We start from the raw sequence: 16,105 nt of genomic DNA, 5'->3' as shown, positions 1-16,105 counted from the left end.
TCAGCGCCTCTGCCTCATGCTGAGAAGACTGATCCGGATGACAAAAACCACTAGACTTTCTTCTGTCACAAAAGCACCGCCCGATGCACTGCCCGATGCACCACCCGGCACGCCGTGCGCACGCTTCAACACATCAGCGCAGCACGACCACGCCACCGGGCAGGCTGCGCGCCTGCAGCTCGTAGGAACGCTCGATCTGCAGCAGCACGGTGTCCAGTGTGGAGACCGAGAAACGGCCACTGACCTCGCGCTCACGCAGGTGTGAGGCCCACAACAACACCTTGCCGGGACGGTAGCGGTTGATCTCTTCGATCACCTGCTCCAGCGGCGCGGCACGGAACACCAGCACGCCCCGGCGCCAGGCCGACCATTCCGCCACCTCCACACGTTGCGTGGGCTGCAGGCCGTGTGCGTCGTAACGCAGCTGCTGCCCGGCCTGCAGCTCGCGCGCACCGTCGGGATGCCAGACGCGCACCGCACCGTCGATGCAGGTGACCCAGGTGACGTCGGCCAGGTGCCTCACCTCCAGTTGCGCGCCCTGGGCCAGCACACGGCCGGCCCCGGCCGCCACCTCGAATGCGGTGCTGCCGGCGTGCCCCAGGTCAACGGCGATCTCGCCATTCACCAGCCGCACGCCCGGGCCCTGCCCTTCGCCACGCAGGCGGCTCAACGCGGTTTGTGTGTTGAGCTGCAGCGAAACGCCGCCGGCCAGATCGAGTTCGCGCTGCTCGCCGGTGGCGGTGCGGTAGTCCGCCTGCAACTCGCCGATGGAAGGCCACAGCGCCAGCGGCGGATGCACCGCCACCGCGGCCGCCGCGGCACCGGCCACGCCCACGGCACCGCCCAGCAGCACCATGCGGCGCGGCAGGCCGCGCGCACGCGGGCGCCTGGCGGCGGCAGAGGCCGTGTCCCGGCCCGCCATCGGCGCCATCGCCTGCGGCATCAGCGCCCACACGCGGCGCGCTTCCTGCAAAGCCTGGCCATGCGCCGGATGGGCGTCGCGCCAGCGGCGGAAACCCTGCACGTCGCGTTGTGTGGCCGAGCCGGAATTCAGACGGCGCAACCAGGCCCCCGCCTCACGCTGGATGCGTGCGGCGTCGTCCCGGGAGCTTGCCGAACCGGCACTGCTCATGAAAGAAAACCCTGGGTCATTCTGGTGCGGGCCATGCGGCGGCCATTGCTCTGTGAAGAGATGACGGATCTCGCGCCACAAAACCACATCACAACGCTCATGGCCGGCCGTTTTCGGTGCCGTCCTGGCGCTGCAGCCGGGCCATGCAGAAGTCGTGCGCCTTCTTCAGGTCCTGCTCCACCGTGCGCAGGGACACGCCGAGCCGGATGGCCACCTCACGCTGCGGCAACTGCTCCCAGCGAACCATCATCAGGATGCGGCGCCGCCGTTCGGGCAACTGCTCCATGGCCGCCTGCAGGGCCACCAGCTCCGAGCGGTCTTCTGCGGTCTGCGCCGGCCCGGGCGTCGGGTCCGACTGCTCGTTCAACAGCTCCTCGATCTCGTCCGCGCTCACCAGCCGGCTCTGGCTGCGCTGCTGGTCATAGGCCACGTTCACCGCGGTGCGCAGCAGGTACGAGAAGGGATCGCGCACACCCTCGATGTCGTCCCGGCTCTCCAGCCGCAGCCAGGTGTCCTGCAGCGCCTCACCTGCCAGGTCGGCGCTGCCCAGCCGCCGCGCCAGGGTGCGCTTCAGGTCGGCATACCGCGTGACGAGGTAGTCGCGCAGGGCGGGAATGGCGGTGTCGGTGTCGTGCACGCGGTTGTCCTGGGCCGGCTACGGCCCGGTGGCGCAAAGACCGCCGGCACGCGGCTGGATCAGCAGCGTCACCGGTTGTGCCATGGTCGGCGGAGGCGCCCAGTCCAGCTGCATGCCCTCCAGCCCGGCGGTGATGGCGGCATCGCGCACCCGGTCGCCACTGCTGTCGAGCAGGCGCACACCCTGCACGCGGCCCATCACATCCACATGGAACTGCACCGCCGTGCGGTAGGAGCCGCGCGACAACAAGGGGTGGTTGCAGAAAGCCTCGCGCACGCGGGTCTGCATCAAACCGTCGTAGCGCCGGTGCATCACGTTGCCCGGCGCAGCAGCCGGCAACGCTGGCTCCGTTGCCTCGGGCAGCTCGGCGGGCTGCGGCGGTTGCGGAAGCACCACCACGGCATCGCTGCGGCCCGGGCGCGCGTACTGCGCCACCAGGCCGGAGCCTTCCAGCAGCAAGCGAAGCGCGTGCATGGCCGCGTGCGGGCCGTGCACCGGCGCCGAGCGGCGGCCTTGCACCAGGGCAGCGTCGAAGATCACCGGCAGGCCAGCCTGCGCGCCGAACTGCTCCAGCGCATCGGCCAGGGGTTGTGCAGGCAAGTCGAAGGCCAGTGAATGGTTCGCAATGACGGGTGACGGCATTTGAATGAGCTGCGAAGCAGCGTTGTCTGCCGCCTGCGCTGGCAGACATGCCACACCAGCCGTCAGCGCGAGCAGCACGCCCATCGACTGCAGTGGGTGAGCCATGAAAGAAGGTCCGCGATGCCCCATCACCGGCATGGCATCGGGCTTAGTGAAACCGGATGTTAGGCAAGCTGCGTGACCATTCCATGACACGCTGACGGGGGAAGATCAACGGGCCTTCAGCCGATGCCGGCCGCGCAATGTTCAGGGCCAGCGGCAAGAGGCGCGTGCGATGCCGAACAGACTTTCGGGGCGGTGGCACCCAGACTGCAAGCAACGCGTGACCTCAGGCCACGCGTTCGCTGCAGATTCAAACCTGCTGTCTTTCCACTCCAGATCAAAGGAGAACCCCCCAATGAACTACGAAGAACGCGACTCCCTCGGCATCTATGTCCGCGGCCATGTTCTCGAAGGCAAGGTCCCGTGAATCGCCCCGGGTTTTGAGGAGGCTCAACACTCCGAGAGGATTGAGCCATGAAGAAGTCGAACAAGTTCTCCCCCGAGGTCCGTGAGAGAGCGGTGAGGATGGTGCAGGAGCACCGTGGGGAGTTCCCGTCGCTGTGGGCGGCCATCGAGTCCATCGCGCCGAAAATTGGATGCGTGCCGCAGACGCTGCACGAATGGGTCAAGCGCGTCGAGGTCGACACGGGCGTGCGCGGAGGCGTCACGACCAGCGAGGCCCAGCAGGTCAAGGAGCTGGAACGCGAGAACAAAGAGCGGCGCCGGGCCAACGAGATATTACTGCCGGCAACTCACCGTGCCGTCACGCTGATCTCACTGCGGTGCATTTCAAAGTTGGCTGGAACCATCTCGGAATCTGGGCTGGCGTTTTTCGAGGAATGCCCTGACGCCTTCCGCAAACGCAGGCCGATCCGCCAGCGTCATCTGACGGTCGCGCTCCAGCGCCAGTTGCTCTTCGAATGTGTTGTCTTCGGATTGTTCGTAGAGTGCACGAACCTCTTCAATGGCATGGCCGGGCAAACGCGCCAGACGCTGCGCGATGCCCAACGCGGTGCTGGACAGCTCTGCGTCGTCCACGCAGGCCCAGACCAGCCCCCAGTCGGCCGCATCCTGCGCAGACAGCCTGTTGCCCAAGAGCGTCAAACCCATGGCACGGGCGCGGCTCACGGCGCGCGGCAGCACCCAGCTGGCGCCCATGTCCGGCACCAGGCCCAGCGCCGGTGCAAATGGCAGGTAGAAGAATGCGGAGCGCGCTGCGATCACCACGTCCGCGGCAAGTGCCAATCCCACGCCACCACCGGCCGCAGCGCCGTTGACGGCACACACCACGGGAACGCGCAGGCTCCGCAATCCGCTCACCAACGGATTGCCTGCATCAGCCATCATGTCGCCGATGACGCGACCCGTGCTGCGTTCCGGGTCTGCAGGGCGGTCGGGATGGAAGTCCGACAGCCTGGCGCCCGAACAGAACGCCCCGCCGCTGCCGGTCAGGATCAGCGCACGCACCGAGCCGTCATCGCGCACCCGCTCTACCAGCTGCAGGCAAGTCTGCCGCATGGCCACGCTGATCGGGTTCATCTGTGACGCCTCATTCAGGGTCAAGGTGGCGATGCCATCAACCACGTCGAACAAAACGGCGGGTGCACTCATGTCGGGTGTCCTCCGGACTTGCCGGTGTAGCGTTCAGGAAAATGCAGGCGCACGAGCTCCCCATCTGTCTTCAAGGCATGGCAGCCACCGAGTGGTGAGTTGCGGTGCTCGGGCTGATCCGGGTCGGTCACGTCGTCCGCGCCGCTCCACAACATCTGGAAGGCGGTGGTCGCCATGGGCGGCAACAGCTCGGTCAGGTGGGTGCAGCCCTGCTCGGCACGGAACAGGCGCTTGACCACCATGGTGAATCCCGGCTGGATGCGCTGTCCGATCAGGCGGCGGTATCTCTCCGTGATGGCGCCGCAGACCGCGTGCGGCCCATCCACCGTGGTGGCAACAACGTCGCGGATCAGGCGCTCGCGGTCGATGGTCAGGCACACGGTCATGTGATGGATGGCTTCGTGACCAGCCACCGTCTTCTCCTCCAGCTCGATCGGGAACGGCTTGGTGTCGATCAAGGTGCCCACAATGTCGTACAGACCGTCGTCGCGCTCGAAGCCCTCGCAGCTGATGCGGCGCAGATGCACCTGGCGGCGCTTCACGTTGGGCGACCGCGTTCCGGCCATGTCAATCGTGTGCCAGATGAACCACGCCGGCCGCCACCAGTGCGGCGATCTGGGCATCGTTGCGACCGAGTGCACGCAGGATGCCCACGCTGTCGGCACCTATCGGCGGCGCGGAGGGTGGCAGCTCGGTGAGCGTGCGGTCGAAGCGCGGGGCAGGCGCCGGCTGCACCAGGCCACCCTGCTCCACGAAGGTGCCGCGCGCGCGGTTGTGCGGGTGGACCGGCGCCTCGGCCATGCTCAGCACCGGTGCGACGCAGGCATCGGTGCCTTCCAGCACCTCGCACCACTCGTCGCGGCTGCGGCGCAGGAACAGCGCGGCGAGCTTCTGTTTCAAAGCCGGCCATTCGGCGCGCTCCCACTGCTGCAGGAAATGCGGATCGGTGATGCCGCATTTCTCCAGCAGCAGCCGGTAGAACTGAGGTTCGATCGGGCCGATGGAGATGTAGCGGCCATCGGCGCAGGCATAGTTGCCGTAGAAGTGCGCCGAACCGTCAAGGAAGTTGCTTTCCCGCTGGTCACTCCAGAAGCCTTTGGCCTGGAGGCCGTACTGCGCGGCCATCAGCACGGCAGCGCCGTCCGCGATGGCCGCATCCACCACCTGCCCCTCGCCAGAGCGCTGAGCCTCGTAGAGGGCCGCCACCACACCCAGTGCCAGCAACATGCCACCGCCGCCGTAGTCACCCACCAGGTTCAGCGGCACGGCGGGTGCCCGGTCGGCCGGGCCCATCGCGTGCACCGCACCCGAGAGCGCGATGTAGTTCAAGTCGTGGCCCGCGGCTTGCGCCAGCGGACCGCTCTGTCCCCAGCCTGTCATGCGGCCATAGACCAGCCTGGGATTGCGGGCCATACATTCCTGCGGCCCAACGCCCAGCCTCTCGGTCACTCCAGGGCGAAAGCCTTCGATCAGGATGTCGGCCTTCGCGACAAGTTGGAGCACGGTGTCCACCGCGCGCGGGTCCTTCATGTTCAACGCAATCGACCGGCGTCCACGGTCGACCACGCTGTCGTTGCGCATCAACGCCTCCAGCGGGCTGCCTCCAGCGGGCTGCCTCCACCTGGCGTCGGTATCCGGTCCACGCGGATCACATCGGCGCCCATGTCGGCCAGCATCATGCCGGCGAAGGGGCCAGGGCCGATGCCCGCGAGTTCGATGACGGTGACGCCTTGCAGTGGTCCGCTCATGGTGTGCTCACCTCACATGCGCTTGGCGACTTCTTCCAGCATCACCTCGGTGGCACCGCCGCCGATGGTCAGGATGCGTGCGTCGCGCGCCATGCGCTCCACTGGCGTGCCGATCATGTAACCCGTGCCACCGTGCAACTGCAGGCAGGTGTGCACCACCTCCTGCAAGGTCTCGGCGGCAAAACATTTGAGCATCGAGACCTCGCGCACGATGTCTTTTCCCTCGTCGATCATCTGGGCGCACTGGTAGGTGAGCGAGCGCACTGCCGCCGTCTTCGACGCCATCCACGCCAGCTTGTTGCGCACCACCTGCTGGTCCCACAGCGACTTGCCGAAGGCCTGGCGCTGCTTCACGTATTCCACCGTGAGCTCGATGGCGCGAGAGGCCGTGCCGGAACTCAGGGCGCCGATTACCAGGCGCTCGTTCTGGAACGTGCTCATGATGTAGTAGAAGCCCTTGCCCTCCTCGCCCAGCAGCGCGTCGTGCGGCACATGCAGGTCTTCGAGGTAGAGCTCGGCCGTGTCGGACGAACGCCAGCCATGCTTGTCCAGCTTGCGTGCGATCTTCAAACCCGGGTTGCCCTTCTCGACGATGAACAGGGACAGCCCCTTGCTGCCTTTGGCGTGCGGATCGGTGCGCGCGGCCACGATGTAGATGTCGCCGAACACCGCATTGGTGATGAACATCTTGGAGCCATTGATCACCCAGCCATCGTCGGTGCGTTCCGCACGGGTCTTCAGACCCGCCACATCGGAGCCGGCATGCGCTTCGGTCACGCAGATCACGCCGACCTTCTCGCCGGCGCAGGCCGCGGGCAGGTAGCGCTGCTTTTGCTCGTGCGTACCGCGATGGGCAATGTGTCCGACCGACATGTCGCTGTGCACCGTCAACGCCGATGCCACACCCCCGAAGGTGGAACGCGACAACTCCTCGCCCAGCACCAGGGACGACAAGGCGCCCAGGCCACCGCCCCCGTACTCGACCGGGTGGCGCATGCCCAGGAAGCCCATGGCGCCCAGATCGGTGAAGACGTGGCGCGGAATCTCGCCGCTGGCCTCCCAGGCATCTCCATTCGGAACGATGACCTCGTCCACGTAGCGCCGCAGCTGTTCGCGCACCATGCGCAGGTCCTCGTCAACGATGTCGGGCTCACTGAAGTAGGGCAAGGACATGGGGTGGGTCTCCTGTGTATTTTTTGCCAATTATAGTCCGACACGTCGGGTTATTTAAAGTATTTGTGAACAAGCCGGATGGTTGCGCTCAACGGGTACACTCGCCTCGCCAAGGCCGTCCCAACGGCCGCAGAGGGAACAGACATGCCACGCGTGCGATCAGACGACTACGACACCAAGAGCCAGGCCATCATGGACAGCGCTGCGGCGCTTTTCGCGAAGGTGGGTTATCCGAACGCCAAGATGCAGGACATCGCACAAGCCTGCGGCGCGACCAAGTCGATGCTGTACCACTACTTCCCGACCAAGGACGATCTGCTCAACGCCATGCTGACGGAACACCTTGAGCGGGTGATCGCCAGCGTGGACGAGGCGGTGTCCAGTCGCAACCCGGTCAAGGAAAGGTTCGCGGCCTTCGTGCAAGCCTATGCCCAGAAGTCGGCGCAGTCGCGCCGGCGCCACGTCATTGCCATGAACGACGTGAAGTTCCTGCCCAAGGGCCTGCAGACACCGCTGCGGCAACTGGAAAAGAAGGTCTCCGACCAGGTGGCCGACCTGTTGCGCGAAGTGAACCCCGGCCTTCAGGACAACGTGTACAAACCCTACGCGATGATGCTGCTGGGCATGCTGAACTGGACCGACTACTGGTACCGGCCGGGCGGCCCGATGAAGTCGGACGAGCTGTGTGAGCGCATCACGCGCCTGTTCCTGCTCGGCTTCATGGCCGAGAAGTAAGTCGCCTCGGCGCGCGCCTCACACAGGTCTTACTTCTTCATCTGGTCGTAGTCGAGCACGACCTTCCAGCGCCCGTTCTGAAGCTGCGACAGCCGCACCTCGCTGCTGGCCAAGTGGCTCGTGGGCGACCAGTTCATCGCCGGCATGCCGAACATGTCGCTCGGGACCTTGAGCGACTCCAGCGTTTTCGCCAGCGCATCCGTGCTCACGTTCGGGCCGTTCTTCTGCAGTCCCGTCGCCAGCCGGTCGATGATCACGTAGCCGTAGGTCGAGAACACCGTGGGGCTCTCGTTGTAGGCGGTCTTGTACTTGTTGGCCCAGAATCGCAGCGGTTGTGAGGCGTCATCCTCGTAGGGCACCTGCGCCACCATGGTCGAGTACAGGCCATCCATGCCTTTGCCGCCCAGGCGCGGAATCAGGTCGCTGTAGGCCCCCACTGAGGTGAGGAAAGTCGGGTTGTAGCCGAGCTTGCGCGACTCGGCGATAGCGCCCACGGTCTCGCGGATCACCGTGCCGAGCACCACGAAGTCGCAGTTGGCCGCGCGCAAGCGCGCCACCTGCGAAGAAAAGTCGGTCGCACCGCGCTTGTAGGTTGTGTGCTCGGTGAACTCCACGTTGATGCTCTTGAGGCCGATCTCTGCACCCTTCATCACCTCCTGGCCGTAGTCGTCGTCCTGGTACAGCGTGCAGGCCTTGGTGCCATTCTTTTCTTTGTAGAGGCGCGGCGTGGCCCGTGTCATCTGTTCGATGTAGGAGGACACGAAGGCGAACTTGAGCTTGTCGACCGGCTCGTACATGTCCTTGGCGAGCGCCATCGGGAGGAAGTTCATCACGTTCTTCTGCGCCAGCGTCGGCATGGCAGCGTTGGCACTCGCCGCGCCCAGCATGCCGACCATGATGAACACCTTGTCCTGGTTGACCAGCTTCTGCGCCGCCAATACGGCGCGCTTGGGGTCATAGCCGTTGTCCTCCACCCTCAGCGCCAGCTTGCGGCCGTGCACGCCGCCCTGCTCATTCACCTCGGCGATGCGCAGGTTCATGCCGTTGCGCAGGTCCTTGCCGTAACCCGCAAGCGGGCCGGAAAGGTCGAGGATGGTGCCGATCAGCAACTGGTCCTTGCTCACGCCTTGCTGTTGCGCGTGGGCAGGCACGATCATGGCGGTCAGCAGGGCAGTGGCGGCGGCAAGTCGGTTCAAGGTGAGGTGCTTCATGTCTGTCTCCTGTGGGTGGTGGTGGTTCAAGGGCGAGGCCCTAGACCGGGTGGTAGCGGCCGTTCGTTGCGGCCATGTCACGCAGCGCCTGGGGCGCTTCAAATCGCTGGCCATGGCGTTTGGCCAACCGGTCACACTCCGCCACGAAACTGGCGGCGCCCACCATGTCGATGTGGCTGATGGCACCACCCAGCACAGGGGGGAACCCCCAACCCAGCAAGGAGCCGACGTCAGCGTCGCGCGTGCTCACGATGCCTTCGGCCACACAGCGCGCGGCCTCCAGGGACTGCGAGAACATCAGGCGCTTTCGCACCTCGTCCACATCGGGCTGTTCGTCCGCCAGGGGGAACCGCTGCGCCAGGCCGGGCCAGAGCTTCTTGCTGGCGTCGGCCGGGTAGTCATAGAAACCCTTGCCGGTCTTACGGCCCGGGCGGCCCAACTCGTCCACCATGGCAATCAACACCGCGTCCTGCGGTTGTTCGCGGTAGGCGTCGCCCTGGTCGATGCGAGCTTGCTTCATCGCCTTGTGCAGCAGCTCGATCGAGAACTCGTCGATCAGCGCCAGCGGTGGCATGGGCATGCCGGCGAGGCGCCCGGCGTTTTCGATCAGGTTCGGATTGACGCCCTCGGCCAGCATGGTCATGGCCTCGAAGGGGTACATGCCGAAGGCGCGGTTGGCGTAGAAGGCTGGGCAGTCGTTGACCACGATGGGCGTCTTGCGGATGCGCTTGACGAAGTCCATCGCGTGCGCAATCGCAGCCTCTCCCGTCTGCTTGCCACGGATGACCTCCACCAGCGGCATCTTTTCCACCGGCGAGAAGAAGTGCAGGCCCACGAACTGTGTGGGGCGCGACGACACCTCGGCCAGCCCCGTGATGGGCAGCGTGGACGTGTTGGAGGCGAAGATCGCGTCGGCGTCCATGGCGGCCTCGGCTCGGCGGGTCACGTCGGCTTTCACCGCGCGGTCCTCGAACACCGCCTCGATCACGATGCCGCAGCCCGCGAGCTCGGCCATGTCGGCCGTGGCCTTCACGCGCGCCAGGGTCTGGTCGCGCTGCGCGGCGTCCAGGCGGCCTTTGGCCACCTGGCCGTCAAGAATTTTGGCGCCGTAAGCCTTGCCCTTCTCGGCGGCCTCCACGCTCACATCCAGCAGCACCGTCTCCAGACCCGCCACCGAACACACGTGCGCCAGGCCCGCGCCCATCATGCCGGCACCGAGCACCGCCACCTTGCCAAACTTGCGCGTCGGCACGTCTTTCGGGCGGCCTGCAAGCCGGTTCGCATCGCCCATCGCGTAGAACAGCGTGCGGATCATGTTCTTGGTTTCGGGCGATGTGGCCAGGCGCGCGAACTGGCGCTGCTCGATGCGCAGGCCGGTGTCGATGTCGACCTGGCAACCGTCGTACACGCTGGCCAGGATGGCCTCGGGCGCCGGGTACAGCGCCTGCGTCTTGCCCAGCAGGTGGCCCGAGACGCCAAAGAACACCTGCGTCGGTCCCGGCGACTGCGGCGTACCACCGGGGAACTTGTAGCCCTTGGCGTCCCACGGTTTCACGGTCGCCTGCGCACCGTCGGTGAGCAGCCATTGCTTTGCGCGCGCCAGCAGTTCGCCCGCCGGCACGACCTCGTCGACGATGCCCGCTTCCAGCGCCTTCTGCGGCCCGACCTTGCGGCCTTCCAGCAGGTAGGGCAGCGCGGCCTTGATGCCGATCATGCGCGGCAGGCGCTGCGTGCCGCCGGCGGCAGGCAGCAGGCCCAGCGTCACCTCGGGCACGCCGAGCAGCAGCTTGGCATCGTCCACCACAATGCGGCGGTGGCAGGCCAGACAGACCTCCAGGCCGCCGCCCAGCGCCGTGCCGTTGATGGCGGCCACAAAGGGTTTTCCGGAAGTCTCCATGCGGCGCAGCGTGGAGCTCAGCGGGCCGGTGATGTCCATCGACTGCTGCGCGCTCGAGATGGTGCGGATGAACTCCAGATCACCCCCCGCCAGGAGCTCGGGGCGTGCGGAGGTGACGATCACGCCGCGCACCGATGCGTCTGACACTGCGCGGTTCACGGCCTCGTCGAAGGCTGTGATCGATGCCGTGTTCAGCACGTTCATCGGCCGGTCCGCCACGTTCCACGTCAGGGTCGCGATACCGTCCGCGTCCACCTTGTAATCCACCATGCTTGTGCTCCGCAGTTGCTTGTTGTTGTGGCGCTCAGACGCGCTCAATGACCATGACGGAGCCCATGCCCCCGCCCACGCACATCGTGACCACGCCGGTGCTCAGGTTGCGCCGCTCCAGTTCGTCCAGCAGGATGCCGAGCAGCATGCCGCCGGTGGCCCCCAGCGGGTGGCCCATGGCGATGGCGCCGCCGTTGACGTTGACACGGTCGTGCGGCACGTCCAGCACTTCCATGAAGCGCAACACCACGGAGGCGAAGGCTTCGTTGCACTCAAACAGGTCTACGTCGCGCGCATGCATGCCGGCGCGCTTGAGCGCCGCCTGTGCGGCAGGCGCAGGGCCGGTGAGCATGATGGTGGGCTCGGTGGACACGGTGCCGAAGGCGCGCACGCGGGCGCGTGGCTTCAGACCTTGTGCGGCGGCGGCTTCCTTCGTGCCGATGAGCACGGCCGACGCGCCGTCGACGATGCCGGATGAATTGCCCGCGTGGTGAATGTGCTCAATGCCGCCGAGTTGCGGGTAGCGGTGCAACGCGAGTGCGTCGAAGCCCATCTTCTCGCCCTGCACGGTGAACGAGGGTTCGAGCTTGGCCAGCGTGTCCATGCTGGTGTCGCCGCGCACGTGCTCATCGCGCTCCAGGATCACCAGGCCATTGAGGTCGCGCACCGGCACCACTGACTTGCCGAAGTACCCCTCGCGCCAGGCGTGGGCAGCGCGGCGCTGGCTCTCCACAGCGTAGGCGTCTGCGTCCTCGCGGCTGTAGCCGTACAGCGTGGAAATCAGGTCGGCCGAGATGCCTTGCGGCACGATGCGGTTCGGAATGGTGAGCTGCGGATCGGTGATCCACGGGCCGCCCGAGGTGAACATCGGCACGCGCGACATGCTCTCCACGCCACCTCCGATGACCAGCTCCGCCTGGCCCGATTTCACCAGTGCGGAGGCGAAGTTGCAGGCCTCCAGGCCGGACCCGCAGAAGCGGTTGATCTGAACGCCCGGCACCGCTTGGTCGTAGCCGGCAGCGAACACTGCGCTCTTGGCAATGTCGCCACCCTGCTCCAGCACCGGCTCGACGCAGCCGAGGATGACGTCGTTCACCTGCGAGGTGTCCAGTCCCAGTCGGTCGCGCAGCGCCGCCAGCAGCCCCCCGGCCAGGCGGGCCGAAGGCACCTCGTGCAGACTGCCGCTGGTGCGGCCCTTGCCGCGCGGGGTGCGCACGGCGTCAAGAATGTAGGCTTCCGTCATATTGCAATGAATGGTTGTTGAATGGAGCCGCTCAGCACCCCTGGAAAACGGCTTGGCGCCGTTGCTGGAAGGCGCTGATGCCCTCCTTCAGGTCGGCGGTGGAAAACACCTGGGAAAGTTGGCGGCCTTCGTGCGCAAACATGGCGTCGAAGTCACCGCCCTGCAACAGGATTTCCTTCGACAGGCGCAGCGCCTGCGTCGGGCCGGTGCCGATGGCCTGGGCGGCTTTCGCTACCTCCGACGCCAGCGCGTCGCGCGGCACCGCGCGGTTGATCAGACCCAGGCGGGCCGCGTCGGTGCCGCTGAGCAAACGCCCGGTGTAGATGAGTTCGGCCGCCAGCGGAAAACCCAAACGGCTCAACAGGACGTGGTGGGTGCCGCTGTCGGGCACCATGCCGATGTGGCGGAACGGGCTGCCGAACAGCGCACCCTCTTCAGCGAAGCAGAGGTCGCAGCACAGCGCCAGCCCGAAGCCAAAACCGAGCGCTGGGCCGGTCACGGCGGAAATGGTGGGTACGGGCAGCTCGCGAAGCCGGCGACAGAAGGGGCCGACCACGTCGGCGATCATCGCCATCGGGTCGTCAGCCGCAGGGTTGATGGAGCCGATGTCCCAGCCGGCGGAGAACACCGCGCCAGCGCCCTGGATCACCACGCAGCGCGCGCTCGCTGCCAGCGCTTCTTCCAGGAGCGCGCCCAGCCGCTGCACGTCGCTCGCGCGAAAGGAGTTCTTGGGTTGCGCGAGGTCCAGCACCAGGGTGGCGACAGCGCCTTCGGTGTGCAGGGTGATGCCCGTGGCGGGGCGAATTTCGGTGGCAGTAGGCATGCTCGCCACTCTGCCAGCGGGGGTGCTCCGGAATATCGTCGCCTTGGACGATTGGAGCCTGTCACACCTGTTTTTCGTGCCGCGTTGCGGGCCATGCGCATGGCCCGCAACGCAGACGGAAGGGAATGGGTTTCAAAGATTGCGTGAACAGGCCCTAGTTCACGACAAAGCGCACCAGGTCCGCTAGCTGTTCCTCGCCCATGCGGGTGTGCCCCCCCGGATACACATGAAGGCGCCGATCATCGGTGCCCAGCGCGTCGAACAGCTCCAACTGCCCGTCGCGACTGAACAGCTCGTCGTGCCACTTTTGCTGGAACAGGACCCGCGCGCGCACCGCCTTCGCATCGACCCGCAAGCGGGCCGAGTTGACGAAGCTCGTGCCCCACATGCCGATCACCGCGCTGTGGATGCGTGCCGTCTCCCGCGCCAGCAGCGGCAGGCCATAGGCCGTCCCCATGGACAACCCGACCCAGGACACCTGTTCAGGGTGCCACGCGTCGACCAGCTCGTCGATCAGGCCTCTCCAGGCATCGACATGCACTTCGACGTGGTTCGGCTCGTGTTCCCACTTCTCGAAGAACCGCGCACGCACGTCCAGCGGTTCAAGTTTCTCGCCGCGGGCCAGGCGCGCACCGTGCACAGGCCCGTCCAGGGCAACCAGCCGGATGCCCTCTCGCCTGGTGAGCGCGTGCGCCACGTCCCACACGTCAGCGCCTTCCTTGTTGGAACTACCGCCGTGCTGAATGAGCGCGATGCGGGATGGAGCGGCAGCCACCAGCGGCTCGAACACTGCCCCGGTGGCGGCGCCATCCGCCTGTGACCTGGGCACGAAACGGCGGCAACGCACTTGCCCGACCACCTGGGTGTCACCTTGCCAATTCAACATGCCGTCTCCTCTCAATCCAGGCGAAAGTTGGTCCGCTAGTTGAACGTGAGGGTTGACCATATGCGCCGATCCGTTCCACGCGCGCAATCGACATCCCCATCTGGATCACCTCGATGGAGGTGCGCACAGACGCCTCCAGGCTCGCGAACGAGCAAGCAGCCTCAGGCAACGGAAAAAGCGCGCAGCGTGATCTCGGTCGTCACACCCAGGGCTCCTCGCCGCCCACGAAAAGCCGCTTATGGTCGCAGCCTGTGCTGACTTGCTCTCGCGTGCCGGTGCGGATCAAGTTTTTTTGAGGCGCTCCAACTGTTTGTGGGGAACCCCTGGCTGCAGCGTCACCGTGGGGCAACCACCGGGTCATGTCTTCAGGGGCGTTCATGTCGGTTGGCCCGCCTCAGTCCAGGATGATGTGCTTGTCGCGAATCACCACACCCCATTGGCGGGACTCGCGCTGGATCACGGCGGCCATCTCTTGGGGCGACGAGCCGATGGGCAGCGAGGCGAAATCCTGGATGCGCTTCTGCATGTCCGGCAGCATCGTGATGCGCACGAACTCGGCGTTCAGGCGCGTGATGACCTCGGGCGGTGTGCCCGCCGTCGTCCAGATGCCTTGCCAGCCGAGCAGGTTCAGGCCACGTACGGCCTCGTTCATCGCCGGAACGTTCGGCAACTCGGCAATACGTTTCTCCCCCGTCACGGCGAGGGCCTTCACCCGGCCGGATTTCACCATTGGAATGCCGGACGGAAAGGGCTCAATCACCATGGCCACCTGGCCGCTGATCACGTCGGTCATCTGCCCTTGTTTGTAGGGCACGTGGAGGAGCTGGATCTTCTCGCTGTCCTGGATCAGCTCCATGATCAGGTGCGAGGCCGTGCCCGGCCCATAGCTCGCGTAGGCCAGCTTTCCGGGGTTCTTGCGCGCATAGTCGATCATGCCCGCCAGGTCCTGGGCTGGCAGGTTGTTGTTGCCCGCCAGAACGTAGGCGGTGCCCACGGTCTGCGTGACGGGGGCCAGGTCCTTCGTCGAGTCGTACGCCAGCTTGGTGAACAGGTGCGGGTTCATCGTGAATATCTGGTTGTACCCATACAGCAGGGTGTAACCGTCCGGCGGCGCCTTAGCGACCGCCTCCGCGCCCAGGTTTCCGGAAGCGCCCGGGCGGTTGTCCACCACGAAGGACTGGCCCAAGGACTGGCTGAGGTGCTGCGCGTAGAGCCGCGCCAGCACATCGGGGCTTGTGCCGGCCGCTGCGGGCACGATGATGCGCACGGTCCGGCTCGGGTAATTCGTCTGGGCGGACACCGAGCCCAGCGCGAGGGCCGCCAAACTGGCCACCACGGCGGTAAAAAAAAGTTTGATCATGTTTTTTCCTGTTGTCATGGCTTCGAGGGTGCAGGCGGTCACGCCGTGGACGTCTCTCGCTGGAAGATGCCCGCTTCGATCAGCCGTTCGATACCGCCAATGGAAATCTCGGCCGCCGGGGCGGTGCCGCCGATCACGCCCAGCAACAGACCTTCGGTTTCGCCCGCTGGGGCCTCTACACACTCGAAGCGCCGCTGCACGCCCATAGGGAACGCGACAAAGTCCAAGGGCTGAAGGATGACGTGCTCATCGCCCTGGTCGCCTTCCCATTCCAGCTTCCAGACGCCCTTCATCACCATGAAAGTCTCCACTGTGTCGTGCGTGTGCATGAGAACGCCCTTGCCGGGTTCGGCCGCGATGAAGGACACACCGAAACCGGCCGTCAGATGGGACACGTGTGCCTCGGCGCGGTCGCCGAACGGCGAAAACTTGCCTTCTCCCTTGGGCTGGTCAAAGCCCAGCACGTTGTAGAACGCGCGCTTGCAATCGGGCAGCTGCATGTCGGGAAGGCCGGTTTCGCAGCGCCGAAGATCCTGGAAGCGGGCAACGCAAGCCAGCATCGCTTCTCGGGTCGGTTTGACGGAGGGAATAGTCATGTGGATCTCGGCAAGTTCGTTAGACTTCCGATTCAATCAAGATCAGCGGTCCCGAACAATCAAGGGGATGCAATGTGCTCATTGACTCGCCTGGATAGG

The 16,105-nt window shown here is 65.8% G+C and carries 16 protein-coding genes and 2 pseudogenes; 2 read left to right on the top strand and 16 right to left on the bottom strand.

Annotation, left to right across the window (positions count from 1 at the left end; genetic code table 11):
• Positions 1 to 133: 133 nt before the first annotated feature.
• The 3 genes from HPA01S_RS03205 to HPA01S_RS03195 form a co-directional block, all read right to left on the bottom strand.
• Positions 134 to 1,132, bottom strand: coding sequence for a FecR family protein (locus HPA01S_RS03205; RefSeq protein ID WP_066266558.1), 999 nt, complete (start codon positions 1,130 to 1,132; stop codon positions 134 to 136).
• Between the two features lie 97 nt (positions 1,133 to 1,229).
• Positions 1,230 to 1,769, bottom strand: coding sequence for an RNA polymerase sigma factor (locus tag HPA01S_RS03200; protein ID WP_066266556.1), 540 nt, complete (start codon positions 1,767 to 1,769; stop codon positions 1,230 to 1,232).
• Between the two features lie 18 nt (positions 1,770 to 1,787).
• Positions 1,788 to 2,516, bottom strand: a complete 729-nt coding sequence (locus tag HPA01S_RS03195) for an STN domain-containing protein (RefSeq protein ID WP_157084883.1) — start codon at positions 2,514 to 2,516, stop codon at positions 1,788 to 1,790.
• A gap of 411 nt (positions 2,517 to 2,927) precedes the next feature.
• Here HPA01S_RS03195 and HPA01S_RS22530 point away from each other — a divergent pair.
• Positions 2,928 to 3,194: pseudogene (locus HPA01S_RS22530) on the top strand (transposase); the annotation flags it as partial.
• A gap of 48 nt (positions 3,195 to 3,242) precedes the next feature.
• Here HPA01S_RS22530 and HPA01S_RS03190 read toward each other — a convergent pair.
• The 5 genes from HPA01S_RS03190 to HPA01S_RS03175 are packed head-to-tail and all read right to left on the bottom strand — an operon-like array spanning position 3,243 to position 6,985.
• A complete protein-coding gene (locus HPA01S_RS03190) occupies positions 3,243 to 4,064 on the bottom strand; it encodes an enoyl-CoA hydratase-related protein (RefSeq protein WP_066266552.1) in 822 nt (273 codons plus the stop codon).
• Positions 4,061 to 4,606, bottom strand: a complete 546-nt coding sequence (locus HPA01S_RS03185; RefSeq protein WP_169801494.1) for a DUF2889 domain-containing protein — start codon at positions 4,604 to 4,606, stop codon at positions 4,061 to 4,063. The genes HPA01S_RS03190 and HPA01S_RS03185 overlap by 4 nt, the downstream gene beginning before the upstream one ends.
• Before the next feature lie 25 nt (positions 4,607 to 4,631).
• Positions 4,632 to 5,645, bottom strand: coding sequence for a CaiB/BaiF CoA transferase family protein (locus HPA01S_RS03180; RefSeq protein ID WP_306307106.1), 1,014 nt, complete (start codon positions 5,643 to 5,645; stop codon positions 4,632 to 4,634).
• Positions 5,645 to 5,812: a CoA transferase gene (locus HPA01S_RS23780; RefSeq protein WP_306307105.1), complete on the bottom strand. Its 168-nt coding sequence runs from the start codon at positions 5,810 to 5,812 to the stop codon at positions 5,645 to 5,647. The genes HPA01S_RS03180 and HPA01S_RS23780 overlap by 1 nt, the downstream gene beginning before the upstream one ends.
• A gap of 12 nt (positions 5,813 to 5,824) precedes the next feature.
• Positions 5,825 to 6,985, bottom strand: a complete 1,161-nt coding sequence (locus HPA01S_RS03175) for an acyl-CoA dehydrogenase family protein (RefSeq protein ID WP_066266547.1) — start codon at positions 6,983 to 6,985, stop codon at positions 5,825 to 5,827.
• A gap of 144 nt (positions 6,986 to 7,129) precedes the next feature.
• Between HPA01S_RS03175 and HPA01S_RS03170 the strand changes: the two genes are divergently transcribed.
• Positions 7,130 to 7,720, top strand: coding sequence for a TetR/AcrR family transcriptional regulator (locus HPA01S_RS03170; RefSeq protein ID WP_066266544.1), 591 nt, complete (start codon positions 7,130 to 7,132; stop codon positions 7,718 to 7,720).
• 29 nt (positions 7,721 to 7,749) lie between these two features.
• Here the strand turns inward: HPA01S_RS03170 and HPA01S_RS03165 are convergent, their stop codons facing one another.
• The 8 genes and pseudogenes from HPA01S_RS03165 to HPA01S_RS03135 form a co-directional block, all read right to left on the bottom strand.
• On the bottom strand, positions 7,750 to 8,931 hold the full coding sequence (locus HPA01S_RS03165) for an ABC transporter substrate-binding protein (RefSeq protein WP_066266542.1): 1,182 nt from the start codon (positions 8,929 to 8,931) through the stop codon (positions 7,750 to 7,752).
• Positions 8,932 to 8,971: 40 nt separating this feature from the next.
• Positions 8,972 to 11,098: a 3-hydroxyacyl-CoA dehydrogenase NAD-binding domain-containing protein gene (locus HPA01S_RS03160; RefSeq protein ID WP_066266540.1), complete on the bottom strand. Its 2,127-nt coding sequence runs from the start codon at positions 11,096 to 11,098 to the stop codon at positions 8,972 to 8,974.
• A 34-nt stretch (positions 11,099 to 11,132) separates the two neighbouring features.
• On the bottom strand, positions 11,133 to 12,341 hold the full coding sequence (locus HPA01S_RS03155) for an acetyl-CoA C-acetyltransferase (RefSeq protein WP_066266536.1): 1,209 nt from the start codon (positions 12,339 to 12,341) through the stop codon (positions 11,133 to 11,135).
• Between the two features lie 31 nt (positions 12,342 to 12,372).
• Positions 12,373 to 13,164: an enoyl-CoA hydratase/isomerase family protein gene (locus HPA01S_RS03150; RefSeq protein WP_066266531.1), complete on the bottom strand. Its 792-nt coding sequence runs from the start codon at positions 13,162 to 13,164 to the stop codon at positions 12,373 to 12,375.
• A gap of 154 nt (positions 13,165 to 13,318) precedes the next feature.
• A complete protein-coding gene (locus tag HPA01S_RS03145; protein ID WP_066266529.1) occupies positions 13,319 to 14,050 on the bottom strand; it encodes an alpha/beta hydrolase in 732 nt (243 codons plus the stop codon).
• A 67-nt stretch (positions 14,051 to 14,117) separates the two neighbouring features.
• Positions 14,118 to 14,336: pseudogene (locus tag HPA01S_RS23790) on the bottom strand (2-hydroxy-acid oxidase); the annotation flags it as partial.
• Between the two features lie 108 nt (positions 14,337 to 14,444).
• Entirely contained in the window at positions 14,445 to 15,410 is a 966-nt protein-coding gene (locus tag HPA01S_RS03140; protein WP_066266527.1) for a Bug family tripartite tricarboxylate transporter substrate binding protein, read from the bottom strand.
• A gap of 38 nt (positions 15,411 to 15,448) precedes the next feature.
• Positions 15,449 to 16,042 carry a cupin domain-containing protein gene (locus HPA01S_RS03135; RefSeq protein ID WP_169801493.1) on the bottom strand — a complete coding sequence of 198 codons (594 nt, stop codon included), beginning with the start codon at positions 16,040 to 16,042 and terminating at the stop codon, positions 15,449 to 15,451.
• Positions 16,043 to 16,105: the final 63 nt, after the last annotated feature.

Origin of the sequence: Hydrogenophaga palleronii NBRC 102513, from assembly GCF_001571225.1 — a bacterium.
GTDB classification, from domain to species: Bacteria; Pseudomonadota; Gammaproteobacteria; order Burkholderiales; family Burkholderiaceae_C; genus Hydrogenophaga; species Hydrogenophaga palleronii.
Note: the sequence above shows the minus strand (reverse complement) of the source record. Positions and strands in the feature narration are given on the sequence as shown.